The 26,703-nt window shown below is 31.6% G+C and carries 22 protein-coding genes, 1 other RNA gene and 1 pseudogene; 12 read left to right on the top strand and 12 right to left on the bottom strand.

The genetic code is table 11. The features are described from left to right. Positions 1–63: 63 nt before the first annotated feature. Positions 64–1,074, bottom strand: a complete 1,011-nt coding sequence (hemE, locus tag WOO_RS01450; protein ID WP_014868918.1) for a uroporphyrinogen decarboxylase — start codon at positions 1,072–1,074, stop codon at positions 64–66. A 388-nt stretch (positions 1,075–1,462) separates the two neighbouring features. Between hemE and WOO_RS01445 the strand changes: the two genes are divergently transcribed. After that, the gene (locus WOO_RS01445) at positions 1,463–2,278 is read left to right on the top strand and encodes a transporter associated domain-containing protein (RefSeq protein ID WP_044135399.1); all 816 of its coding nucleotides are present in this window, start codon (positions 1,463–1,465) and stop codon (positions 2,276–2,278) included. 158 nt (positions 2,279–2,436) lie between these two features. Here the strand turns inward: WOO_RS01445 and WOO_RS01440 are convergent, their stop codons facing one another. Further along, a complete protein-coding gene (locus WOO_RS01440; protein ID WP_014868916.1) occupies positions 2,437–2,796 on the bottom strand; it encodes a hypothetical protein in 360 nt (119 codons plus the stop codon). A 5-nt stretch (positions 2,797–2,801) separates the two neighbouring features. Then, on the bottom strand, positions 2,802–3,095 hold the full coding sequence (locus tag WOO_RS01435) for a hypothetical protein (protein WP_014868915.1): 294 nt from the start codon (positions 3,093–3,095) through the stop codon (positions 2,802–2,804). 133 nt (positions 3,096–3,228) lie between these two features. Here WOO_RS01435 and purM point away from each other — a divergent pair, with 133 nt between their 5' ends. Beyond that, entirely contained in the window at positions 3,229–4,266 is a 1,038-nt protein-coding gene (gene purM / locus WOO_RS01430) for a phosphoribosylformylglycinamidine cyclo-ligase (RefSeq protein WP_014868914.1), read from the top strand. Here purM and purC read toward each other — a convergent pair. Further along, on the bottom strand, positions 4,263–4,985 hold the full coding sequence (gene purC / locus WOO_RS01425) for a phosphoribosylaminoimidazolesuccinocarboxamide synthase (protein ID WP_014868913.1): 723 nt from the start codon (positions 4,983–4,985) through the stop codon (positions 4,263–4,265). The genes purM and purC overlap by 4 nt on opposite strands. 68 nt (positions 4,986–5,053) lie before the next feature. Here purC and trmD point away from each other — a divergent pair, with 68 nt between their 5' ends. From trmD to WOO_RS01405, 4 genes are all read left to right on the top strand, one after another. Further along, on the top strand, positions 5,054–5,761 hold the full coding sequence (gene trmD / locus WOO_RS01420; protein WP_014868912.1) for a tRNA (guanosine(37)-N1)-methyltransferase TrmD: 708 nt from the start codon (positions 5,054–5,056) through the stop codon (positions 5,759–5,761). After that, entirely contained in the window at positions 5,745–6,119 is a 375-nt protein-coding gene (rplS, locus tag WOO_RS01415) for a 50S ribosomal protein L19 (protein WP_014868911.1), read from the top strand. Before trmD ends, rplS begins: the two co-directional genes overlap by 17 nt. Positions 6,120–6,232: 113 nt before the next feature. Beyond that, a complete protein-coding gene (pstA, locus tag WOO_RS01410; RefSeq protein ID WP_014868910.1) occupies positions 6,233–7,483 on the top strand; it encodes a phosphate ABC transporter permease PstA in 1,251 nt (416 codons plus the stop codon). Positions 7,484–7,486: 3 nt separating this feature from the next. Continuing rightward, positions 7,487–8,284 carry a phosphoribosylformylglycinamidine synthase subunit PurQ gene (locus WOO_RS01405; protein ID WP_014868909.1) on the top strand — a complete coding sequence of 266 codons (798 nt, stop codon included), beginning with the start codon at positions 7,487–7,489 and terminating at the stop codon, positions 8,282–8,284. Positions 8,285–8,950: 666 nt separating this feature from the next. Here WOO_RS01405 and lipB read toward each other — a convergent pair. From lipB to WOO_RS01380, 6 genes and pseudogenes are all read right to left on the bottom strand, one after another. Continuing rightward, on the bottom strand, positions 8,951–9,568 hold the full coding sequence (gene lipB / locus WOO_RS01400; protein ID WP_014868908.1) for a lipoyl(octanoyl) transferase LipB: 618 nt from the start codon (positions 9,566–9,568) through the stop codon (positions 8,951–8,953). A 1,388-nt stretch (positions 9,569–10,956) separates the two neighbouring features. Then, positions 10,957–11,394 carry a ClpXP protease specificity-enhancing factor SspB gene (locus WOO_RS01395; RefSeq protein ID WP_014868907.1) on the bottom strand — a complete coding sequence of 146 codons (438 nt, stop codon included), beginning with the start codon at positions 11,392–11,394 and terminating at the stop codon, positions 10,957–10,959. Between the two features lie 24 nt (positions 11,395–11,418). After that, positions 11,419–11,748: a transfer-messenger RNA gene (gene ssrA, locus WOO_RS03810) on the bottom strand. 363 nt (positions 11,749–12,111) lie between these two features. Beyond that, positions 12,112–13,137 (bottom strand): Obg family GTPase CgtA, encoded by a 1,026-nt coding sequence (gene cgtA, locus WOO_RS01390; RefSeq protein WP_014868906.1) that lies wholly within the window; start codon positions 13,135–13,137, stop codon positions 12,112–12,114. Next, a complete protein-coding gene (gene eno / locus WOO_RS01385) occupies positions 13,134–14,402 on the bottom strand; it encodes a phosphopyruvate hydratase (protein ID WP_410543192.1) in 1,269 nt (422 codons plus the stop codon). The genes cgtA and eno overlap by 4 nt, the downstream gene beginning before the upstream one ends. Before the next feature lies 1 nt (position 14,403). Continuing rightward, a pseudogene (locus WOO_RS01380) lies at positions 14,404–15,905 on the bottom strand (UDP-N-acetylmuramate--L-alanine ligase). Between the two features lie 47 nt (positions 15,906–15,952). On the opposite strand from WOO_RS01380, the gene WOO_RS01375 reads away from it, so the two are divergent. From WOO_RS01375 to WOO_RS04150, 3 genes are all read left to right on the top strand, one after another. Next, positions 15,953–16,627, top strand: a complete 675-nt coding sequence (locus WOO_RS01375) for a septal ring lytic transglycosylase RlpA family protein (protein ID WP_014868903.1) — start codon at positions 15,953–15,955, stop codon at positions 16,625–16,627. A gap of 841 nt (positions 16,628–17,468) precedes the next feature. Further along, the gene (locus tag WOO_RS04155; protein ID WP_232500391.1) at positions 17,469–17,606 is read left to right on the top strand and encodes a hypothetical protein; all 138 of its coding nucleotides are present in this window, start codon (positions 17,469–17,471) and stop codon (positions 17,604–17,606) included. Between the two features lie 1,374 nt (positions 17,607–18,980). Continuing rightward, entirely contained in the window at positions 18,981–19,127 is a 147-nt protein-coding gene (locus WOO_RS04150; RefSeq protein ID WP_232500390.1) for an ankyrin repeat domain-containing protein, read from the top strand. Positions 19,128–19,781: 654 nt separating this feature from the next. Here the strand turns inward: WOO_RS04150 and rsmH are convergent. Beyond that, entirely contained in the window at positions 19,782–20,756 is a 975-nt protein-coding gene (gene rsmH, locus WOO_RS01360) for a 16S rRNA (cytosine(1402)-N(4))-methyltransferase RsmH (RefSeq protein ID WP_014868902.1), read from the bottom strand. Positions 20,757–21,971: 1,215 nt separating this feature from the next. Between rsmH and gpmI the strand changes: the two genes are divergently transcribed. Then, complete coding sequence (gpmI, locus tag WOO_RS01355; protein ID WP_014868901.1) at positions 21,972–23,477, top strand: 2,3-bisphosphoglycerate-independent phosphoglycerate mutase; 1,506 nt, start codon at positions 21,972–21,974, stop codon at positions 23,475–23,477. A 40-nt stretch (positions 23,478–23,517) separates the two neighbouring features. Here gpmI and fabD read toward each other — a convergent pair whose 3' ends face one another. Further along, positions 23,518–24,495 (bottom strand): ACP S-malonyltransferase, encoded by a 978-nt coding sequence (gene fabD, locus WOO_RS01350; RefSeq protein ID WP_014868900.1) that lies wholly within the window; start codon positions 24,493–24,495, stop codon positions 23,518–23,520. Between the two features lie 128 nt (positions 24,496–24,623). On the opposite strand from fabD, the gene rpmE reads away from it, so the two are divergent. Both rpmE and WOO_RS01340 read left to right on the top strand, forming a co-directional pair. After that, positions 24,624–24,836, top strand: a complete 213-nt coding sequence (gene rpmE, locus WOO_RS01345) for a 50S ribosomal protein L31 (protein ID WP_014868899.1) — start codon at positions 24,624–24,626, stop codon at positions 24,834–24,836. A 32-nt stretch (positions 24,837–24,868) separates the two neighbouring features. Then, positions 24,869–25,663 (top strand): NAD kinase, encoded by a 795-nt coding sequence (locus WOO_RS01340; RefSeq protein ID WP_014868898.1) that lies wholly within the window; start codon positions 24,869–24,871, stop codon positions 25,661–25,663. Positions 25,664–26,703: the final 1,040 nt, after the last annotated feature.

Here is a 26,703-nt window from a genome sequence, read left to right as displayed (position 1 = left end):
ACTGAAGCCAAATCCAAATAATAAACCTCGTTTAACAAAAAAGCCAGAGATTTCGTTATCGTGTTAATAGTTTTTTACTAGATTCACTAATGCAGCAATATTTTCAACTGGAGTATCAGGAAGCACTCCATGCCCAAGATTAAATATGAAAGGTAAATCTCTAAAGCAATCTATTATATGTTTTGCTTCTTTAATTGCCCCTGCTTGATCGTAGGCTAAAAGACTAGGATTAAGATTACCTTGTAAAGGAACTTTTAGATTTGTCTTTGCCCATTCTACTGAAATGTCATAATCTATGCTTATCGCGGATATACTAGTCTGTTGACAGTAATCTTTGTAGAGCTTTCCAGCAGATTTTGGGAAACCTATTATCGGAAAATCTGAAAATTTATCTTTTATTGCTAAGACAATCTCTCTTGTTGGCTTAATGATATATTTTTTAAATAATTTTTCTGAAAGAATGCCAGCATTACTATCAAATAGCTGAATAACGTCCACTCCATACTCTATTTGTTTAGTTAGATAAATAATCGTTGCTTCTGTTATTTGTTCAATTATTTTTTCCAATTTTGAGGAACAAAAATTTAGCGCTTTGTAGAAAGTTCTATTGTTTCTACCTTCTATAATGTATGAAGCTATTGTCCATGGTCCCCCAGCAAATCCTATAAGGGACTTTTCCTCTGATAATTCATACCTTACTTTTTTTATAGCATTTAGAATTGGCAAAGTTTTAGTCTCAATTTTCTCTAAATCAGTTAACTCTTTAGGGTTTTCTATAGGCTTTATTACTGGACCTATGCCACGTACGAAATTTATATCACACCCTAAAACATCAGCTATTACTAAGATATCTGAAAAAATTATGGCTGCGTCCATATTGAATCTTGTTACTGGTTGGAGTGTTAGTTTTGTAATTAGATCTGTGTTATAGCATGCTTTCATAAAGTTGCTCACACCTTCCATTGCTTTATGATACTCTGGGAGAGATCTACCTGCCTGACGCATTAACCAAATTGGTGTTTTTTCGACTTGTTTACTATCTCTAATAATTCTTGCTATTATTGATTTACTCATTTTTTACATAAAAGGTATATATATAATAATAATAGATTCTTAATAATTTGTTGCTAGTTTAAAGGTTAATGATAACTCTCTTTGTCTCACTTGTAGATAAGTATGTTAATAACTTTAGTACGTTATTGGCTTTCTATTGTAAACCGTGTGTATAAGTGAAATGTTTAAATTATTGGCAATCTCTTTTTATGAAAAATTTTTTTTTGTTGTGTGTTGTTACATAGCTATGTATATGCTGGTGAGAAAGTTGTTGAGAAACTGTTAATATCTTATATCAACATATAACTCACAGATTAATTTAATGTTATTCACACACTTATTAAATATTTGACAACAGTTTTCTTGATAAATCTAATATGAAAGTGTTTTATCTATTACAGGAAGTAACTTGAATAAAAAAAGGACTTTAGGAGAAAAGATTGTGTGTAAAGTCTTTCTGTTTCTTTTCGGGAGATTTCGTATGCTGAGAAAATGTGCAATCGAAGTACTAATGAAAAATCTGCCAGGTTTTAATATATTCAATGATTTGCTGAAATTTCATGACTGTAATATAACTGATATAATGACTCCACGTACAGAAATATGTGCGTTAGACATTGAGTCAAGTAAACATGAAGTAATAAAAAAGATAAGAAGTACTCACCACACTAAGATACTGGTTTATAAGAACAACTTTGATAACATAATAGGATTCTTTTATGTGAAAGATGTTCTTTTTGATAAAAATGAGATTTTTGATTTGAAAAGTCTTGTGCAAAACGTAATATTTGTTCCGCCTTCAATGAAGATTACTAACCTTTTTATTAAAATGAAGTCTGCTAGACCACACTTAGCTGTTGTACTAGACGAATACGGTGGAACTGATGGTTTAATTTCAATGATCGACCTTATAGAAAAATTAGTACCGAACGTTAATAGTGAAAATGAATCTTTTGAATGCACAACTATTAAGTTATCTCAAAATGAATTTGAGGTGTCAGCGAGGGCTCTTATAAAAGATATAGAGGAAAGTTTAAAAATAGAATTACGTGATCTAAAAGAGGATTACGTTACGCTTGGTGGATTAATTCTTTCAATTGCAGGTAAGGTGCCTTCTGAGGGTGAAATTATCAAGTATAAAAATGGTGCAAAGTTTATCATTAAGGATGCAAGTGAGCGCTACATTAATAGAATAATATTAGACCTCAATGATTATAAAAAGTAGATTGGTCTCCTTTATAAAAAATTGTCTCATTTTTAGATAAGAGGGTTTACAACGTGTTGATACTCGCTAAGCGAGTATGCCTTCCTTTAAAGATGCTGAACAACTTTAGTTCCTATACTAATACTTAAGCTTGTAGATGCTTTTTGTAAAGTGTGAGGTTATCCTTGAGTTAAAACTAAACCTATTTCTAGCAAATTATTTTTACAAGAACAATGTATTTCAGTGTTATAATATTCTAGTAATAGAGAAGTCATATAGACATTAACATCTTTTGCATTTAAATTAATACTATCTTTTTTTGTTAATTTGTTTGCTAAAGATTTGCTCATTAACTTGTGCTTGTTTAAAATTTTTATAGTTAATAACGTTTTACCTTCTGTTTGGCTTAATAAAACAGAAACTAATTCAACTTCTGCTATTACACTAGCTATAGTTAGTGCCATATTAGAAATTATCTTATTTATTTTTTCAATTAAATCTTCTTTACCTTTTACAGGATATTCGTCTATCTCCCACATAAACTTTACTTTTTTTTTAATAAGTAACTTTCAATGTTAGATTTAGTTTGGCCAAAATTGTAATTATCTGCTGAAGAAGAATATGCTTGCTTCATAACTTTATGTTTATTTATTAAATCATCAGAACTTTCTTTAAGTAATGACAACGCTTCTTTGCACGCAATGTCATTATTCTTATTATATTCTTCAAACTCTTCTAAGCCAAACATTATTCCATTCATAGAATTAGCGAAGTCATGAAGCAGCTGTCCTGACAGTAATTCTGTTATTAATAACATGTTTTTGATGTTTTCATTCATTAGGCGATTGTAAATGATTTAAATTACCCTATATTGGTAAATGTGTGATAGTCAATTGAGAGGAAGTTTCGTTGTACTTTTTGTGATGGCTTATTAATATAGTATTAATAACTATGAAGTTTATAAAGAGATTATGAATACCTATTCTAAATCGGGAGTAGACCTTGAACTGTATAATAAGTTGATGAAAGAAGTCAAACTCATTGTTGAGAAAACTAAAAAGGAAGAAGTACTTAGTGAGGTAGGTTCTTTTTCTGCACTGTTTGATTTTGCTAAGTTAATTAAAAATTATAATCATCCTGTATTAGTTTCCTCAACCGATGGGGTAGGTACAAAGCTGTTAATAGCTCAAGAAGTAAATAAACATGATACTATAGGTATAGATTTAGTTGCAATGTGTGTAAATGACTTACTTGCACAAGGAGCAACACCTTTATTTTTTCTTGATTATTTTGCAACTGGTATTTTGAATAAAGATATTTTGCTTTCTGTAGTTTGTGGTATTGTAGAGGGATGTAAGAAAGCTAAGATAGGGTTAGTTGGTGGGGAAACTGCAGAGATGCCTGGAATGTATGACAATGATCATTATGACCTTGCAGGATTTGTAGTTGGAATAATTGATAAAAGTAAAATTCTTCCGAATTATAGTATAATGAAGGCTGGTGATTATATAGTTGGGTTAGAGTCAAGTGGAATTCATTCAAATGGGTTCTCTTTAGTACGTTGTGTTTTTAGAGATTTAGGTATAAGCTATAATGATTTATCTCCATGGAATAGCCAATTTTGGGGAGAAGTGTTACTTAAGCCAACAAAGATATATGTTGACTCTCTGTTACCTATTACACCGCAAGTAAAAGGTATTGCACATATCACAGGTGGTAGCTTGGTAGATAATATCCCACGGATTCTTCCAAAAAATTTGTTTGCAAATATAGATACTAGTTCTTGGGAATGGCCAGATATATTTTTATGGTTAATGGAAGAAGGCAAGATAGGAAAGAAAGAAATGTTAAAGATATTTAATTGTGGTATTGGTATGGTATTGATCGTGGATCCTGAGAATATGCAAAATGTGAAAGATCATTTTCAAAAACATGGGGAGAAAATTGAAATTATTGGAAGACTCAATGAGGTATGTGACCCTTCCTTTGATAGAATAGTACTTAGTTAATCTAACTTTAATGACAACCTTTTTGCAACTTCTAAGTATGCTTCTTTTAAGTCCCCTAAGCTTAAACGAAAAATATCTTTGTCTAATTTTTTGTGTGTATTTTTATCCCAGAATCTACAATTATCAGGACTAATCTCGTCAGCTAAGACGATTTTTGTACTGTTATTTATTAATCTGCCAAATTCTAATTTGATATCGACCAGGTCCATTCCTGCGTTTGAAAACAAGTTTGTTAGAAATGTGTTGGCTTTTAAGGTTATAATTTTAATTTTTTCTATTTCTTTACGAGATAACCAGCCAAAATATATGATATGGTTTTCATTTACCATTGGATCAGCTAGATTATCATTTTTATAAAAAAACTCAATTATAGGAGATGTAAGTCTTTTACCTTCTTTTATATTAAAGCGCTTACAAAAACTTCCTGCTGCAATGTTTCTCACTACTACCTCAAGAGGTACAATTTTTAGTTTTTTAACTAGCTGTTCTCTTTCGTTTAGAGTTTTTATAAAGTGTGTATTAATTACCATTTTCTCAAGTTTTTCCATAATGAAAGCACTGATAAAATTATTGATTATTCCCTTACCTTTAATAACCTCATGTTTTTTTTTATTAAATGCTGTAACATCGTCTTTGAAGTGCTGTATCACGGTTAATGGGTCTTTAGTTTCAATAATAGACTTAGCTTTACCTTCATATATTATTTTACCTGGTAGCATAAATGGTTTGACTATGTATTATAAACATTATATCAATTTCTACTTAGGTTTGCTACAAATCTATAAAGATGTTCAATATTACAATATTAACCATATTTCCGGAGATGCTTCCTGGGTTCCTAGAGTATTCTCTTGCTGGAAAAGCGTTAGAAAAAAAAATATGGAACCTTGAAGTAGTAGATATACGTTTTTTTGCTGAAGATAAACATTCAACAGTAGACGATGTTCCATATGGAGGTGGAGCAGGAATGATTATGCGTCCCGATGTGATTGGTAGTGCAGTTGATAGTGTTTTTTCTGCCCATAAGAATACTAGATTTATTTATATGACTCCATCTGGCACAAAATTTAATCAGAATGTTGCAAGAGAATTAATAAAATTCTCTCACATAACAATATTGTGTGGTCGATTTGAGGGTATTGACCAGAGGGTGATTGATGAGTATACTCCTTATGAATTAAGTATTGGAGATTATATCCTTTCAGGAGGTGAACCAGCTGCTATGGTGGTTATTGATACATGTGTTAGGCTTCTTCCTGGAGTAATAGGTAATTCAGATAGTCTTATTGAAGAAAGTTTTAGTTATACTGGTGGTATACTTGAGTATCCTCAATATACTAGACCTAAGCAATGGAGAAAACGTAAAGTCCCTGAAGTTTTGTTGTCTGGTGACCATGAAAAAATAAATGATTGGAGGCAGAGGCAGTCTCAAATTATAACAAAGAGACGTAGACCTGAATTATTAGGTGGAGAAATAAATGATAAATTTACTTGAAAAGTTTAATAATAAACAAATGGAAATGCTAATTAAAAAAGTACCAGAGTTTCGTTCTGGTGATGATTTAAAGGTCACTTTTAAAATAGTTGACGGTGCAAGTGAGCGTATCCAAATATTTGAAGGTGTATGTATATCGAAGAGGAATCGTGGATTACACTCTTCTTTTACGGTTAGGAAAGTGAGTTATGAGGAAAGTATAGTATCCCAATTTTTTGTTTGTTCTCCTACGTTAGTTTCAGTTCAAGTAACAAGGAAGGGAAAGGTTCGTAGAGCAAAGCTGTATTACTTATGTAAACTATTTGGAAAGTCTGCGAGAATAAAAGAGCGTACTACTTATAAAAGCGATAGGGTCTAGGTGAGTGAAATGGAGTTTTGACGTCAACATCATACAATAATGTGAGCACTAAGGTGACAAAAAAGGTATTAGTATTTAATATGAGAGAATATCTTATTTAGAATAGTTATAAAATGAGCATAGAGACAAAATTCCTTAGGTTGCTTCGCTCCAGGCGTGTACACACTCGTATAAAAAAGAAAAATAAAAGAAATAGAGTATTGTATTTTTGTTCTTTTATAACGTTAGTTATTTCACTTGGTTGTCCTATATGTATATTGCTGAGTATATTAATTAACTCTTATAGCGCCTTAACAATAACAAAAATTTTATTGCCAATAGAAGTAAACTCTGATTTTTTTTTAGCGGGTAGTCCTAGTGATTTAAGATACAAATCCATTGAACTACTTAATGATTCACTGCGTAGAGTATTTAAAGGAACTGATTTTAAAAATAGTGACGAGATTCTGAGTCGTAGTTCTTATAAGGAGTTAGAGAACTTTTTTTGTAGAAAAGTGGAGTATGGTGGTAAATATGAAATCTGGTTTACCGCATCAAGTATAATTAATTCAATAAATAAGAATAAGTATTTTAATGATCATCACGCTAAATTACTTAACTGGCTAAAAGAGAAGAAAAGGGTAAAAAAATTCTTTAATAAATCTTTGTTTCTTAAATCTGATTCTCGTGAACCTGAAAATGCAGGAATTTTAGGAGCATTTGTTGGCTCTTTAATGACGATTATGGTATGCTTAGCTTTAGCATTACCAATAGGAATTATGTCAGGTGTTTATCTTCATGAGTTTATGTCAAGAAATAGTGTAATGACTAATATTGTAGAGGTTAGTATAAATAATTTGGCTGCAGTACCTTCAATAATATTTGGAGTAGTAGGCCTAACCCTCTATCTTGGCATATTTGAACTACCTCGTTCTTCGCCAATTGTTAGTGGAATGACTCTTTCATTTATGATGTTGCCTAATATTATAATTGCAACAAAAAATGCCTTTGCAAATGTTCCTATTACGATAAAGGATGCAGCTTTTGCTCTTGGGGCTCCTCATATCAAGGTAATATTAGATCACTCTTTGCCGATTGCGTTACCAAGAATAATACATGGTACTATGCTTGCGGTTGCAAGAGTTTTAGGTGAATCTTCTCCTTTGCTTATGGTGGGTACGGTAGCATTTATCGCTGATACGCCTGTATCCTTTTTCGATCCAGCAACTGTTTTACCTGTACAAATATACATATGGTCAAGTAGTCCTGAAATTGCGTTTATTGAACTTGCTGCTATTGCAATTATAGCTTTACTGATAATGTTATTTGCTCTAAATTTAGTGGCAAATTTTGTGAGAAGAAAATTTGAGTTTTTTAATTTTTAATTCATGAAAGTTATTATTTTATTTGGTTATGGTTTAAATTGTGAAAAAGAAACTGCATTTGCATTTGTAGAGTGTAGCAGAAAACTTGGTATTAGTAATGTAGAAGTAAAAATTGTTCATATTAATGAGATTATATGTAATCCGGGTGAATTGAAATCGAGTGATATACTTGTAATTCCAGGTGGTTTTTCTTACGGTGATAACACTGGTGCTGGTAATGCTTTTGCTCTACGCATTAAGAACAACTTATTGAATCAATTTCAAGATTTTTTATCTAAGGACAGGCTTGTTATAGGAATATGCAACGGTTGTCAAATATTAGTAAAATTAATTCCAGAATTTTTTGATTTAGCTTTAGTACGTAATGATATAGGCAATTATCAATGTCGTTGGATTAGAGTTAAAGTTAATCCACATAGTAATTCTATTTGGCTACATGGTCTAGATGAGTTGTATCTTCCTATTGCTCATGGGGAAGGTAAGTTTTTTATGAGCAATGGTGTTTTGAGCCATTTGATTAAAAATAACTCTATTGCACTGCGTTACGTTGATGAGAATGGTAACTATGCTAACTTGCGGTTTCCTTATAATCCAAATGGATCCATATATGACTTAGCAGCTTTGTCAGATAGGAATGGTAAGGTGTTAGCTTTAATGCCTCATCCGGAGAGAGGGATATTTTTTACTCAGCAAGATAACTGGCCACTTGAAAAAGAAAAGTGTAAGCGCCTAAAGTCCGCTGTGCCAAAGTATGGTGATGGGATGCTCATATTTGAAAATGCATTGAAATATTTTTGTTAGGATGATTTTACAGATATTTAATTGCAAATTAATCTGCAAAATTTATGTTTTGTATATACCCATAAGAAATAAAAATCTTTTTTCTCGTCTTGACACTATAATAGTAGTGTAAGTGTTAAAGAATAAAGGATTATATAATGATCATGAATTTGCCTATTTTATTGGAAAATTGATATAGAAAAATTGACACTTTCTGTGAATCTTTCTTTTATAGATTCAATAGATTATTGTACCGAAGTTAGTAAAGTTATCAAAATTTCTGCTTCCACTTCACTAGAAATATGAGCTTGTTTTAAATAATTCTTTCTTTTTTACTAGAGGATTATCTTTCTAAATAGGAAATTAGATAAAAAGTTCATATTTTCCCTAATATACTAAATTATTTTGCTATTATTAATTGGTGTACTAATCAAAATTATTTGCTCAAAATTTATCAAAGTTGGAAAAAAGAGGATTGTCATTACTGCATATTTTCTCCAAAAAATGGGTGAAAGTTAAATATCAAAGCGTTATAGTAAAAGCTTTGATATTTAATAGTAATAAGGTCTAACTCTTTTCTCTTGGAAGAGGGAAGAATAATATCAACTTGATTTTGATTGTTATAGATAGAGTTAGTCTATATAGAAAATAAATTGGAGTATAAAAAGTAAACGATGATGAAATATATTAAAATATCTTATAAAACTCTTTTTTTAGTATATCATCTAATTCAGGCAGTGGAGCTTCAACTCCTAGTTTTTTCATTGATGTAATACCGTAGTCTTTTAGTCCACAAGGGATAATGCCCTTGTAGTGAGAAAGATCTGGAGAGACGTTGAGCGCTATACCATGGTAAGTTACCCATTTTCTTAAACGAATACCGAAAGCTGCTATTTTTTCTTCTACTCCATTTTTAGTTACCCAAACACCTATTCTATCTTCTTTGAATTTTCCAAATATATTGAAGTGCCTTAAAACGCTTATGATCCAATTACTTAGGTTTCTAATATATAGTTTTATATCGCATTTATTTCTTTTTTTAAGGTTCAACATTAAATATATAATACGCTGTCCTGGACCATGGTATGTATACTTACCACCCCTACCTGTTTTATGCACAGGAAACAATTCTTCAACGATTTCATCATCTATTGCACTAATCCCTGCTGTGTATAGTGGAGGATGTTGGAGTAGCCATACTAGCTCGTCGGATGAATTGTTATAAATTTCTTGAACTTTTGTTTCCATGAATTTTACAGCATACTTATAATCAATAAGCTGATCAGGTATTAGCCATTTTACCATGTTCAATTTCTTTGTTCTTTAGATCTGTTATTGATGTTAATGATACTCTAATCCCGAAAGAAATCCAGAATTTTGCTAAAGAAGACTATATTATTAAAGATATTATTGCGTTTTTGAGCGATCATGCAGTTGTAGATACTACACTTCGGCGCTCTTTATTTTTATCGATGCTGGTTAGGAAAAGTTACACCTGAAGGTCTATCAATTACTGAAGTTGCTTTATTCTCCTAACCTAATAATATCAAAATTAGAGTTTGTTGAGAGTAATTATGACTTATAGATTAATCAGTGGTAAATACTTATGCTAGATGATATGATTGAATTGAAAAATAGCAGGAAAAACTATCAACATAACTTTGCCTTCTGCGACAGATAAGATTAAAATTATTGAGGGAATAATGTTTCTTATGTATCTGCTGTGCTTGTGAATAATAATAACTACGACTTTAATTTTGGTAAGCTTGACCGAACATATAGCAATGTTAAATCTTAAAACCTTCAATCTTTTGAGTACTTTGATATGAGCTACACCAATTATGGTGGTGCGTATAATGTAGATCAATATAATTAAACTGGTACTTGTGAAAACTAAGCAATGTTCAAAATAGGGTAAGATCAAAATGTAGTATGTAAGTCAGCAGATGGAAGGTGGTGGTAATTTAAGTGAAGAATAATATTAACTCTTAAAAGCGGAGAACGATCATTATTCAGGTCTTGTGTTAATGATTGAGGTTAGTATTTCTTAAAGAAGGCTTGGAAAGTAAAGGTGAGTATTAATATAAAGAATTTTCTTGGAAATACTCCTTTAAATTATGTTGTTGAATTAATAGTAATTGTATATAGTAAAACTAAAAGCTGCGAATTTGTATGTAAGTAAGAGGAATTTGTAATTTCAAGCTCAAATGATACTGAAAATAAAAAAAGAGAGTATTCCTACATAACTTGTATAAGCAGTTAATTGATACTTTGCCTCAGCCACTCTTACTATGGGTAATACACTTGATAGAATAAAAACCTTTCTAAAAGAAAACAGAGATGGATTTAAGATGAGGATGAGGCTTGAGATTCAATGAAAAATATCTGATTGATTCTGTTACTTTCGAAGATACTACAGTACGGCATGTTCTAAAGCTGGAATTGTGTGTGATTATTTTAGGGATGATTAAAAATAATCACCAAATAGGAATCTTAATAATTCAAGTGCTGGGCAACTTCAGGCAGCTATCCGACTTGTAATTAGTGATTATGTACATAAATATTCATTGATGTGGAAAAAACATGTTTCCTAATTACGTCTAAATAAATCACAATACAAAATCTTCCGCTCATTGTTTAATTAAGGTAACTTTTTCCCTCTTTTGCGTGTTATGAAACTGAATTTTCAATGACTACTTATCACGCAGCTGATCTATATGTATAATGCTACTGCTTAATAATTTTTTAGTACATTTTTTACCATTGTATTTTTTGTCAGAATTTATACTGATTTTATCAAATATTAAAACATCTCCTGAAGTTTTATCGTGAAACTCACTGATAGCAAAAAGTGATACAGTAATTTGTTCTTGTTTTCCGTGAAAGCTTAACCTGACACTAAATCTGTCCTCAGAAACTTTTAAACCATGAAACTGATGCTGTAATATGATAAGCATTTGGGTAGGGTATGACTTTTTCAAATAATCTGGCACGATAACACCATTAAAATATGTAAAAAATAGTATTTCTAAATGAGGTGTGAAATCATTATCTGATATGATGGCTAAAGCCTTTTTGACAACTTGAAACTTTGCAAAAGTAAGTGATTTTTTGTAATCTGTTTTATTCATATAACTTTTATACACATAAATTCTTGGGGAACTTTCTGTTACCCGGCGTTCCCAAACCGTGCTTATAGTAATAAGATTATAGCTTAGTTTAAGCAACTAATGCTACAACATTACCATTAGCAGCAAAATTATCGTTTGCATCTAAATTATAAACTCTTAACGGTGGTATCTGACCGAGCAAAGCTACCATCTTTACTATGTATGTCGATCCTTATTCACCCCCATGTAAAAATATGGTGGAGGCGCCGAGTACTGCCCTCGGGTCCAATACACCTATTACAAGGTAATTTTATTGCCATAGTGTACAAAATGCACACACTTATTATGTAGTAGCATTGAGTAGATGTCAAGATATTTAACTTCAAGATGATTAATAACTAAAGTAAAATTAAGATTTCTTAGTATAAAGAGATTACTTTATTTGTTTATTTAATGATACTACTGGTTACAATAAAGGTATTTAGAGAGCTTAAAATTTATCTCTGCCTACAGGTTTTTATCTAAATTTCAGTTAAAATGAAGTGTACACATTTTTTAATGTACATAGGTGCGTATACACGTGTTTAATCTCTTTCACGTATGCATTACATTTTTTTTGAATCTTTTTTTATGTGGTGGACCTTATGTCTAAAATTTTATACTCTTAATAAAAAACCACTTAAGCTATTAAAATCCTTAATTATCACATGCCTGTATAAGTATTGAATAGGGGGGAGTTTATATCTTGAAAGGGTCGTATACATTAGTAGTTCTTTTTGAGTCGCTTTTTTTTAATTTCTCACTTAATAATCTTAGAATAGGCTGTAAATCATCATTAATTGATAAACATAGTATTTCTTTATTAAGATAATTAACTAAGTAATTTCTCTTTTTAAGAATTTCTGCTTCTTGCAACAAGTCGCATTTGTTTAATACTACAATTTCTTCCTTTTTAATGAGATTATAATTGTAAAGCTTCAACTCATTGCGTGTACAATTATAAGCTGAAATAACATCATCATGAATTATGTCAATAAAGTGTAGTAAAATTTTGCACCTTTCTATATGTTTTAAAAACTTGTGACCGAGCCCAACTCCAAGATGAGCATCAATAATGATTCCAGGAATATCTGCTATCACAATCTTGCTGTCATCCACCTTTGCTACACCTAAATGTGGCCTGATGGTGGTGAATGGATAATTTTCTACCCTTGTATCTGCATTTGAACAACGAGTTAAAAATTTTGATTTACCTACATTTGGCATGCCAATAATACCGACATCCGATAAAACTTTCAGCTTTAATGTTATGTTTCTTTTCTCACCAAGCTGACCGTAAGTAAAACATCTTGGTGCCTTATTAGTAGAGGATTTAAAATTAGTATTTCCAAGTCCACCTTTACCACCTTGTGCTGCTTGAAATTTCATATCAGGTTTATCGAAATCTACTATTACTTCCTCATTTTCTTCATCGATTATTTGTGTACCAACTGGAACTTTAAGTATAATATCCTTCCCTGCTGTACCAGATCTGCCTCTGCTTGCACCATTTTTTCCATCATTTGCTTTAATGTGTCTCATATAATGAAAGTTAAGTAAAGTATTGAGATTTGCATCGCTAACAAAAACTATGTTTCCTCCCTTTCCTCCGTTACCGCCGTTTGGACCACCAAATTCAACAAATTTTTCTCGACGAAAGCTTGCGCAGCCATCACCTCCATCACCTGCTTCTAAATATAATTCAACTTCGTCTATGAAATTCATACTAACTTATGATAATATTTAGCGTTTTCTCCCAGTGTGCTTTCTATTCTCATTAGTTCGTTATACTTTGCAAGCCTATCGGAACGCGATAGCGAACCAGTTTTTATTTGTCCGCAATTTGATGCAACTGCTATGTGAGATATTGTTGTGTCTTCTGTTTCACCTGAGCGATGAGAAATAATAGCTTTATAGTCATTTAATCTTGCCATTTCGATAGCAGCTAAGGTTTCTGTTAATGTTCCTATCTGATTTGGTTTGATCAATACAGCATTTGCCATGTTTTCTTCTATTCCTTTACGTATTAGTTGACAATTTGTAGTAAACAGATCATCTCCGACCAATTGAATTTTATTTCCTAATCTTGCAGTGAGTAATTTCCAACCTTCATAATCGTCTTCGCTCATTGCATCTTCTATAGAGGTTATTGGATATTTTTCTACAAGGTTAAAATAATACTCAGCCAATTCTTCTGAGGTGAGCTCTCCATTTTTAAATTTATAAACTCTATCTTCATAGAAGGTAGATGAAGCAACATCAAGACCTAATGTGAAGTGATTGTGCACTGAATAACCAGAAAATTCTATAGCGTATATAATCAGGTCAAGTACTTCTTCGGTGCTTTCAATGTTTGGTGCAAAGCCACCTTCATCTCCTACGTTTGTACTGTAACCATTTTTCTTAAGAATATTGCGCAAATTGTGAAACACTTCCGCGGACATTCTGATTGCTTCACTTAGAGTCTCAGCTCCAACAGGGAGAATCATGAACTCCTGAAAATCAAGTTTATTATCTGCATGTACTCCTCCGTTAATTATGTTAATGAGTGGACCTGGTATAACATTTGCCTGTTCGCCTCCTAAATACTTATATAGTGGTATTTTAAAACTATTTGCTGCTGCTTTTGCAACTGCAAGAGACACCCCTAAGGTTGTATTTGCTCCAAGTTTAGATTTATTTTTCGTTTCATCGAGTTCAATTAAAGTTTGATCGATTATACTTTGGTTTGTTGCATCCATGCCAATGATCCTATTTGCTATCACTACGTTTGCAGCTTGAACTGCTTTCAATACTCCCTTACCACAATATCTTTTTTCATCTTGATCTCTCAATTCTAAGGCTTCTAGTTTGCCGGTTGAAGCTCCAGAGGGTACAGATGCTCTACCTATTGCTCCATCACAGAGTTCAATCTCTACTTCAATAGTTGGATAACCTCTACTATCTAAAATTTCTCTTGCGAACACACTGTTGATCATCTTTTTCATTATATTAAACTTTTATTTTTGACATGAGTGTTGTAGTTTCTCTTGCTAGTTTAGCTATGTTATTGCTAGGACCAATAAATAGTACTACATCGCCTGAATTTGTCAAATTACTAATAAGATGTGAAATGAGCAAAGCATCATTCGCAGTCTTTACACTATTAAACCCGTTACTTAATAGAGCTTTTTGTATATCGTTGATCCTGCAACCAGGAATGGGTTTATCTTCTAGAGGATGGATAGGGGTGAGGATGATATAGTCAAACATCATCAAAATCCGTATAAATTCATCAAAAAAATTATGAATACGAACAAAACGAAATAGCTCGATGACTCCTATTACTTTTTCTTTAGCGATTAAACGCGCTGCTGTCAGAGTTGCTTGTATTTCATTAGGATGATGCGCATAATCCTCAATTAATTTGAGGCCTTTGATGTTAGCGATTAAAGAAAATCTTCTTGCTACTCCTTTAAATTCCAAGAGACCTTTTTTAATCTCTTTATCACTGATTCCTAGTTTTATCGCAGTGGATATTGCAGCTAAGGCGTTACTGATTTTATGCATTCCTATTGCATTTGATAGTACCACATTTTTTATTCTATGGTTATTATTAACTAACACATCGAAACTAATACTAATACTGTTAGCATACTGCTTAATGTTGCTAGCTTTAATATTACCACCTTCAAGCCCAAACGTTATAGAATTACTTGCATCATGATCAATGCTTACAGAATCAGGTAGAATTGCAAAATCTGCTTCATTTGTAAACTGAAAAAATGCATTTTTGAGGTTACTAAATGTTCTATAATATTCTATGTGGTCGTTATTGATACTCGTTATGACAGCAATATTTGCAGGAATTTTTAGCATAGTTCCATCAGACTCATCAGCTTCGATTAAAAAAATGTCACTCTTTCCAAGTTTTAAGTTACTCTGATAGGAGTTTAATATGCCTCCTACAATTACGGTTGCATCAATTCCTATGTTGGTGTTATTCTGGAGCGTGACGCTAGAATCTAAATCTTTTTTTTTGCTACTAGCATCAGCTATTTGGATAGCGGAAAGTGGTCCACTGGAATAATCCAAAATGGAAGCAATCATAGCAGTTGTTGTTGTCTTTCCACTTGAGCCTGAAACTGCTATTACATATTTATCTTTCATGATTTCAGCAAGTATATCTGACCTATGCAAAATGATTTTGTTGGTATCTTTTGCTGTAACTAATTCAACATTATCAGATTTTATTGCAGAAGAATATACGACCACTTGAGCTTGCTTGATATTATTAGCATTATGACCAATATAGATCTCTATGCCTAACTTTTGTAACCTATCTACATTGGCGTTTGATCGTACATCACTGCCTTGAACTTTATAGTTGGAGTTGTGAAGGATTTCAGCGATTGCGCTCATTCCAATTCCTCCTATGCCAATTAGGTATATTGTTTCTTTTCGAGTATCGTTCATATTTAATGTAAAAGTTTACTTATTACTAAATCTATTATAGTTTAATTTAAAATACTATAGTAATTAAGCCTTTTCACTGAATGTAATGATTAAAAACCTAGTTTTGCTGTGTCTAATATTTGTTTTAGTAAGTAGTTGTGGTCTTAGCAGCAGGTGCAATAGCACTGCAGGTCACTATAAAATCGGTAATAGCTACACAATAAATGGTGTAACTTATCATCCAAAACACTGTAACCATTACGAAGAGGTGGGGATAGCATCATGGTACGGAATAGAAGGCCATAGTACAATTACAGCAAACGGTGAAGTATTTAACCGTCACTTGATTTCTGCAGCGCATAGAACTCTGCCTTTACCATGTTTTATTCTTGTTACTAACTTAAAAAATGGAAGAAAACTTGTTGTAAGGGTTAACGATAGAGGGCCCTTTGTTGAAGGTAGGTTAATAGATCTATCGGAAAAAGCAGCAAAAATTTTAGGATTTCATAAATCTGGACTGACAAAAGTAAAAGTTCAATATTTAAGAAAGATGTCTGAACGATTAGTACAAAAGACTCCTCATTATAGAAAGCAGTATGAGAAAGAAATGCAAAAACGTCACCCAAAACAAGATAATGTAGAAAGTAAAGGATATATCGCATATTTTGAAAATATTCAAGCTGCTAAATCAGTTGCATCGAAGCTTCGTGATCAAGGAATGAAAAATGTTAGATTTTTTTTTAGGGATGGTCAATATTGTGTGAAGGTGAATTATAAATAATAGTGAAAACTGGATTTATTATGAAGAAAGCTATGATATTGATATTTTAGTATTATGGAAACAAAGATCTATATTTTGTATTTTATGTTGTTAGTAGACAAGTTAAATTAAAGGAATTGTTAGAGCTTGCAGAAAAGAATGCTATATCTTTTATAGTAGTCAAAGAAGAAGATATAGTATAGAAAAAAGTCGTTTATTTTAAGAGTTTAGTAAGCATTTTGAACAATGTTACTCATTATAGGTTTGCCATCAGAACTAGGATGGCATGTTATGATATCTCATCAGATAATAAATTTTCCAAGTAAATTGCTAGACAATTTAATGTATCTTTTACAGGGTATGTGACTAAAGTGATTTGCTATGAATAGTTGTAAGTGTCTATTGCTGGATATAATGTTATTATACTATTTTAGTGAAGTTTTTCATGGTCTTTTTTTTAAAATTTAACTTTTTAAAGAAGAATGAAGTATTTTTGAAATACACAGCTGAAAAATAAATAAGCTAATTTTTGTTGTTTATGGATCTGCATCATCTTGTATTGAAAAGAATATATTCAGTAGTGCTGATTTCGTAGGGAAGAGTATGATTAATTTTAACGTTTGAGGAGTTTATCACTTTCTAGTTGCAGTAAATTTTGACTGAAAATATTTCAGCATGTGGAAAATTTAAGGCATTTATAGTAATCGGCAGAATTCTGAAGTGGTTAGAAGGGGTATGTTTTAAATATAGTTCTGAGGAAAGATATCGAAAACCTTTATTTTACAAGAGATAGACTTTTAGTTGAGAAATTTAATCAAATATTCTCGGGTTTTTTCATGTGAAAACAGTTTTTTATAAGCAAATGCTCAGAAATCTTTTACCTTGGGCTGAAGAACAGGAAAAAATTTGTGCTGCTTTAGATATTACAAGATATGGATACATTTCTAAGTATCTACATAAGCTTGAGCTTGCTGGTTTTGTTGCAAAGGATTACACTTAGAGTATGAAGGTTGGTGCTGATTCATGATTGAAGAGGTACAAACTTAAAGATAATCATTTAAAACTTAATCTAAAATATATTTAAAAAAAAATCTAAGGAAAATTAACCTTGTACCTATTTTATTAGATTATTTACCTCCTATTGAAGGTATATACAGCCACCAGACTTTAGTTTGAGAGCTTCTTGGCGGGCTTAGCAATAGAAAGAGCACATATTATAATATATTGGGAATTGATGGAAAATAAGGAAAAAATTTCTTTTGTTGAAGAAAGACAGGTACCGAAGTGTCAAATTGATTATATGTGGTTCAAACCAAATTTTAAAAAATAAAACTGACTGTTTAGTGATGTAAGAGGTGTAAGAGAAGATAGATGAATTAAAATGCTCAAAAGGTATTTTCAATGTTGCCTAGTTCTTGTTTACATTAATGGTATAAGTGATTATGTTATAGATAGCGGTTGTTTCCTGACACAATTGATTTTAGAGAATTATTAAATTTGAAATAATTTTAACTCTGCTTTTTTAATTTTGAATTGTCTAGTGTTGTAATAAAATATAAGCATCAGCTACTTTCATGATATTTTGTTAAATTTTGTAGCAATATTCATGCAAGCTATGGCTTGGAGGGATACTATTCTTTAATGAAGGGTACTCGTACAACCGTGGTGATGCTTTAGTATGCTACATTTTTCTCACTGATTTACTTAAACTTAATCTAAGTGGAGTATTGTTGATACTAAAGTGGTTTAATTCAGATGGTATGCACATAGGAAAACATAAAATCAATTAGTCGAAAGTGGATTTGATATTAATTCAAAAGGTACAAATGAAGTCGCTTTTTTCATAGATTTTTACAAAAGAAGGTGATATGGTTAGAGTGAAGTCATTGCTAGAGCATATGAAGGTGATTTTATGTAGGTAGTGAAAATAAGAGTCGACTGTATTATGCTATTATGTATGAGTGTAAGAAAACACTAAATCTCTTGTTGATTAATTAGTAATTAATTTCAAAAATAGAAACGGGTTTGTTCTACCGTGCCTTGCTACGTTGTAAGACGATAAGGAATTAATAAATTTCCTAATCTTAAAAGGCGTAGAAATTAATGAAAGAGATGTTAAAGAAAAGGTTACAAAAATGTAGGGAGCAAAAGATGAAAAAATAATATCTTAACCTTTTCTAGCAGGATATGATAATAAAGTGCAAATAACGAGACTTATTGTAAAAAAACAGCAAGCAAAAACTAACTTAAAAAGATTTATCTGTGCAGAAAATAACTGTGGTTTTGATTCATTAGATATACTATTGATCTTAATAGTAGAAAATGGTAGTATTTTTTGTTTTAAAGGAAATAGAAACAAACGATCAAGATTTTGATGGTATATGCTCAGTTACATAAAGCTAATTATAATAATGACACTAAAGTAGTTAGGCTCTTATTTAAACTTAAAGTGAATGTTAATGTTGTAACTAAATGTAACAGAACTCCTTTGCTACTAGCTTTTAAAAAAAAGTTCATATAAAAATTGTAAGAATATTATTGGAAGTTGGACTCAATATGAATATCTATGAGCAACGGAGGCATACACTTCTACGTCTTGCCGTTTAAAAGAGTTTTTTGATACAGCTCAGCTGTTAATAGAAATAAGAAGCAGACCTTAACGTAAAATACAAAAATGTCCACACTGTAATAAATATGTTTGTTAACAAAACGAAGAGCTACACGGTAAATACAAAGTTTCTTGTATTTAGCTTTAAACTTAACACTTCTGGAGTTGTTTTTTATTTTTGGCCTATAATCAAATGCAGAAAAAAAGATAAAAGATATAGAAAAACTAAAACTATACTAGAAGACTTATCCTATATTTGACTATAGCTTTATTGTAGAATCTTCAATCGCTTTTTTAAAATTGTGCTCTAACACAGTACAATTTAAAAAAAATTAAAATTTTTAACTTAACTAATTAATATCAAAGAATTGCTTTTTAAATGTCTCTTAATGGATATTACTTAAATAATTACATTTTGCTTATAAGACTTTTATATTGCTTTGCATTAAGTTAGTTTCATATTTTGTTTCTGTTAGATCCTTGTTTAATAATTAGACGTGTAGTTTTACTTTAAATAGTTTTATAACATTGAAAAAGTATCACTATTGAGGGTAATATAGAAAGTTTTCATAATAACCTTTGTATAGCTCTTAGTTTTGCTGAACGCGCACGTGGATTTGCACTTATTTCTTCTGCGCTTGCCTTGATTACTTTTTTATTCAGAAGAGAAAACGTTCTACAGTTGGTGAATTTTGGCTCACATAAGCCTTTAAAAAAGGTCTTGACTATACGATCTTCCAAGGAATGAAAAGTAATGACAATCAGCTTGCCATTCCTATTTAAGATTTTGGATGCAGCTTTAATACCCTTTTCAAGCTCTCTAAGCTCATCGTTTACCCATATTCTGATTGCTTGAAATGTCCTAGTTGCAGGATCAATCTTGCTTTTTCCGCGAGATACCACGGAACGTACAATGTCTGCAAGCTCAAATGTAGTGTCGATAGTTTTTTTCTTACGTACGTTCACTATTGCTCTTGCAATTTTGCGAGAATAACGTTCACCTCCATAGCTATATATAGTGTTTGCAATTTCTTCTTCGCGTAAGGCATTAACAAATATTGAAGCGTTAATGTGAGAAGAGGTATCCATGCGCATATCAAGCGGACTGTTATGTAAAAATGAAAATCCTCTATTTTCTTCATCAAGCTGCATAGACGATACTCCTATATCGAACACAACTCCATCTACGGTATTACTTTGTATCATCTCGGTGCTTGACCTTGCATTTTTTTTCTGAATTCCAGCTGAAACAATGACGGAAGGTTCTGTAAAGTGTTTGAGATTACTACTGTTTAGTATAGTTTGAATATTGCTAAACTTTTCAATAAATAGTTTTATTTTACCGTGGTACTTGGTATTCAAACTATTATAAAATTTAATAACCGTTTCATCTCTGTCGATTGCATACACTCTGCAATCAGCTGACTCCAATATTGCTTTACTATATCCTCCAGCTCCAAATGTGGCATCCACATATACACTACCATTTTGTGGTGAAAGTTGCGATAGCATTTCTTTTAGTAAAACCGGTATGTGTGTCATAGCACTTTATTGAAAGCTTTTGTGTAGGAAAGTGAAGATAACTTTCTCATTTAAGTATGGTGAAATATATGATATCAAAATACTTAATATAGTCAACTATATAAAAATGCTAGAATTTAGTAAGATACTATCATTAGTATAGTGTTTATATTTATAAGATAAATTATTATTATATTAAGTAAATTGTGAAAAGCTGATGCAACAGATAATGAAAATAATATTTTTAAGTTTAGCGTTTATGGCTTTTACAGTAGTGGTTATCCAGTTTTCTCAATGATCTATAAAATTTAATTTGTTAACCATAATAATACATATTCTTTATTATAATTTTAGTAGCTATGTTGCTTACTTCTGTCAGTGTACTTATGTATGAATTATTCCTAATAAAAGTACAGGTATAACCTCATGATTCTGTTTATCAAGAAATATGGCTGCGCTGGACTTTTGTAGTTTTTTAACCATTCATATGGATAACAATTGTCAAGGTTACAGAACAAGAGACTTCACAAGCTTTTACATAATTTTCTGTGTATTAATTGGGGGTGATTGCTATATCGTAAATTAAGGAATTGCAACTAATCTTTAGCTTAAATGTTGAAGAATCTGTACTGTGCAAGAAAAGGTAGAAAAGGTTTTAATTAATATCTATTCAAAAACATTAGTGTTTTTTTATGTTTTAAGCATTTAATAACCGTAATTCAGTTGTTTTTTAATTCGATTAGTTATAGAGGTTTAAAAATTTACTAAGTAGAAGAAAGAGCAAAAGAGGTTTCATGGCAGCTAGTTATTCACTATCTCTATCTAACACCATATAAACTGATGCTCTTATTGTCTTGGACGCTTTGTAAGCGCTTCTAGCTTACATGGGTAAAAACAACCTGGAAATGTTGTAAAACATGAGGTACATGTAACGCGAAAAATTAGACATAAGAAGCAGGCTGCCGTAGTACTTTCGTTGCTTAATTTGTATAGATTGAAGGTAATAAAACAATCTAGAGTTAAGGTAAGGGGATAGTAAAAGTTTGTTAAGTAATTTTTCGAGTTTTTCGTTTCTGAAGGTTTGCGTATGCTTGGGTATTCTACTAGAAATTTGTTATACGGTTTTATATGAGAGATTTGATATCATAAATGTAGAGGTTGTTAAGAGAGTTTGTTTTTAGTATTATTAGAGAACATTATATTTATAGGATTCCGTTATTAATGTGATAATTTTGTATGAACTTTAAATCAGTCGTTTTATGTATATTGGATGGCTGGGGGAATGGAATAGAGAATAGCAAACATAATGCTATTAGCAATGCTAACCCACCCTGTTGGCAACATATTAGCTCTAATTATCCGAAATGCAGTTTATCTGCCTGTGGAATTGACGTTGGGTTACCAGATGGCCAAATAGGTAACTCAGAAGTTGGTCATATAAACATTGGCGGTGGCAGAATGGAGATACAAAGCCTACAGCGTATTAATCAAGAAATTGGGACAATAGAAAGCAATGTAAATCTGCAAAACTTTATTAATAGCCTAAAAGATAAGAATGGTGTGTGTCACATAATGGGATTGGTGTCAGATGGTGGTGTCCATTCACATCAAAACCACATTGCAGCTTTAGCCAGTAAAATATCGCAATATAGAATCAAAGTGATGATACATGCATTTCTAGATGGCAGAGATACGCTGCCAAATTCAGGGAAAAAATGCATTCAAGAATTTGAAGAAAGTGTAAAAGGCTATGATATAGAAATTGCTACTATCTCTGGGCGTTATTATGCTATGGACCGTGACAATAGGTGGGAAAGGACAGTTGAAGCTTATGAAGCTATCGCATTTACAAAGGCACCGCGTCATAATGATGTGATATCGTTGATTGATAATAACTACCAAAGCAGCATAGCTGATGAGTTTATTAAACCTACAGTGATAGGTGGTTATCAAGGTATAAAGCTAGAGGATGGAGTGTTAATGGCTAACTTTCGTGCTGATCGAATGATACAGTTAGCAAGTATTTTACTTGGTAAAACGGGTTACAGCAAAGTAGCAAAATTCTCTTCTATTTTAAGTATGATGGAATATAAAGAAGATTTTCAGATTCCTTGTCTTTTCCCTACTACATCTTTTACTGATACTTTAGGACAAATAATAGAAGATAATAAATTGCGACAATTACGTATTGCTGAAACTGAGAAATATGCTCATGTAACTTTCTTCTTTAATTGTAGGAAAGAAAAACCTTTTCCTGGTGAAGAAAGAATTCTCATCCCTTCACCAAAAGTTAGAACTTATGATTCGCAGCCTGAAATGTCAGCTTTTCAGCTTACAGAAAAACTTGTAGAGAAAATTCATTCTCAAGAATTTGCACTAATAGTTGTAAATTATGCTAATCCTGATATGATAGGACATACAGGCAATATGAAGGCAGCTGAAAGGGCTGTCCTAGCAGTAGACAATTGCCTTGCAAGAGTACTCAATACTGTTAAAAAAGTAGGTAATACTGTGCTTATTATTACAGCAGATCACGGTAATGTTGAGTGTATATTTGATGAAGAGAACAATACACCTCATACAGCACACACCCTAAATAGAGTTCCATTTATTGTGTGCTCTGATTCTCGCAGCAACCTAATGCTGAAAGATGGTCGATTATCCGATATCGCTCCTACTGTTTTACAGCTACTTGGGATAAAAAAAACAGATAAAATGACAGGAAATTCGTTGATTGTATAATTTTTTATATCATTCTCTGTTATTTTAACTAAAATGAGGTTTAACTTAAACTAATTTCTAAATTTTCATCTGTTAATAGTGACCTATCGAAAAACCTGTTAATATCATCAATACTATTTATATTTTTTGTGTTGATAGATTGATCAATCCTTTTCACTAAATTAGATAAAACCTTATTGGGTCCAATTTCAATGAATTTGTTGATGCCTTGGCTTGACATGTATAAAATCATCTCTTTCCATCTCACTTTACTTATTATTTGTTTAGCAAGTAAAACTTTTATATCTTTGGGATTACTCTCTTCTTTAGCTGTGACATTTGATACAAAGGGAATTAAAGGCCGAGTTATTTTGACGTTCTTTAAAAATTTTAAAAATTTTTCATTAGCAGGTTTCATAAGAGATGAATGAAAAGGCCCACTAACTTGTAATTTAATTAATTTCTTTACACTTGTATTTTTAAACAAATCAGGTAATATTTTAAGAGCTTCTGTAGTGCCACTCACTACTACTTGTCTACCACCATTATCATTAGCAATTTCACAGATTCCGTCAATTTGGGCTGATTTTAATATATCTTCTATTTCATTTATTTCTGCACCTAATAATGCAACCATTCCTCCTTGGCATTTCAATGAAGCATTGTGCATTGCTTTGCTACGGACTTTAAGCAACTTGATTGCAGACTCGAGAGTCAATGCACCTGCAGCACATAATGCTGTGTACTCGCCGACTGAATGTCCACAAATATATTTAGCATCGTGACTAGAGAAGAGAGACCTACCAAGAACGTATTCCATAGTACGTAATGTTGCAATTGACACTGCCATTATAGCCGGTTGAGCATTTTCTGTAATGGTTAATTCTTCAATAGGGCCATTAAAAATTAAACTAGATAACTTTTTGTTTAGTATATTATCTACTTCATTAAATACCTGTCTTGCAACGGGAAATCGACTATATAAGCTCTTTCCCATTCCTATAAATTGAGAGCCCTGACCGGGGAAGGCAAAAATCATAGTAATTATTATTTATTTTTCATCAAGAAGACTATATTGTTTGGTTTTTGTCAATATTATTAAAATAATAATTGACTTAGTGAATTAAATTCACTAGAATATTAACAAGCTGAAAACTTGTAAGCACAATGATGGAAATTGATTATCATAAAGTTACTATAGTTACAACAGACGGTCAAGAATTTGAAACTCGTTCCACTTATGGGAAGGAAGGTGATAAGATAAGACTCGATAGAGATCCTCTAACCCACCCTGCATGGACTAAAAGTTTAGCAAGCGGATCGGCAAGTAAAACTAGCAAAATAGCTAGGTTTAACGATAAATATGGAGATATTTTTTAATTTTCTCCCTGTTTTGGAGGATTGACTGAAGCATGCATAGATACAAAAATATAGGCTATATTGCTTCTCTATCGCCAAAATCACAAAAAGTATCTAAACTATTACAGAAGCTTGATTTTGTCAATATAACAGAAAAAAGTAAGTTTGAAGTTGATTTACTGATAGTTGTTGGTGGTGATGGTTTTATGCTACGTACCTTACATAATTACGTTATAGAAAATAAGAGTGTGCATGTGTACGGGACAAATACTGGCAATGTCGGGTTTTTAATGAATAAGTGTTTTAGTTACATTGAAGATTTAATTGGTCATATAGAGTACGCAACTTCAGCTCAATTAACTTTGCTAAAAATGGAAGCCATAGATATAAGTGGTAATAGTTACCGTTGTATAGCAGTGAATGAAGTATATGTCTTTAGAAAAGCAAACCAAATGGTAGAAATGAATATTACTGTAAATGGTAAGCTAAAAATAGAAAAATTTAGAGGTGATGGAATAATATTGTCTACTCCAACAGGTAGCACTGCATATAATTTCTCTGCTGGCGGACCAATTTTACCACTAAACTCAAACTTACTTGCATTAACCTCTATCAATAGTTACTATCCAAGACATTGGAACGGAGCATTAATTTCAAATGATGCAATAGTACAAGTTGACGTTAACGATGTAGAAAATCGTCCAGTACTTGTAGTGTCAGATTATAAAGAGTTTCATAATGTATCACAAATAAAAGTGCAGAAAGACCATGAAAACACGATCACTCTACTTTTTGACGAGGATTATTCATTAGATGAAAGGATCTTTAATAAGCAGTTCTTATACTAAATTTTTTATATTTACGTTTAAATTAGTATCTATTCTATTTTAATAGATATAATATAGTTGATACAGCGGTGTAATTAATTTCGGAAAGTAGTATGCAAAAAGGACCAATAATGATATCAACTTCTTACAAGCAAGCAGGCAAAGATGCAAGATAACACAAGGAACTAAATCAGCATCTAATGAGAGTTTTCCAAAAAGGTGATGAAAGTGAAATTCTACAATTTGCAAATCCGTTTAATGAATCAAGCTCTGAGAATGAAGGGCAAAAAATATCAAGATATCTGAAGTGAGTATGTTATAACTTGGAAAGATCGGCTTCTGAAGAAGAATATATAGCTCACCTTGAGATGGCAATAAAGCATTAGAAAATTGCTTAATAACAAGTTCGGTAATCCAAAACTTCCAACTCTTTTTGCATCGAAAGACAACTTTGATATTGGAGTAGTAAAGTAAACTAAACAACTCTTTTAATCAACTCAGGCAAGAAAATAAACAAAATCTGTTCAAGAGTGAAATATTCTATTCAGCAGAAGGGATTTATAATTTCTAGATAAGAGTTGCTATATTTGGTATACCTACAGCTTTAGTGTATATGAAGGATAAAACAAAATTTATTGTGTTTTTTATGAATAGCCAAAAATATATTACTATATCAGTTACTGTGTTTGCTTTATTGCTTACAATTAGCCCAATATTTTGTGTAATAAAACAATTTAGAAATACGAATGTCAGCTATAAGAAAAAGTGCGGATGAGATTTTGCTAGAGTAATTAAAATATCAGCTGGAAAGTAAAGCTATGAAATCTGTGAGACTGGAATATAGCAATAGTACTCATTCAAATTTTGCACTTAACACTTAAGAAGCTAAAAACGGTTTCATTAAAACATTGATGAAAAAGTAATTACAGAACTAACAAAGCAGAATTAGTAGTCAATGATGAACTACTATTTATTGTATTGTAACTAACGTAGTTGCTGTAAATATAGTGCTTTTTTAGGAGCTGCTTGTAATAAATGGTGTTAATAATATATAAAAATTT

This window comes from Wolbachia endosymbiont of Onchocerca ochengi (assembly GCF_000306885.1).
GTDB lineage: Bacteria > Pseudomonadota > Alphaproteobacteria > Rickettsiales > Anaplasmataceae > Wolbachia.
The sequence above is the reverse complement of the archived record's forward strand: the minus strand, read 5'-3'. Positions and strand labels throughout refer to the sequence as shown.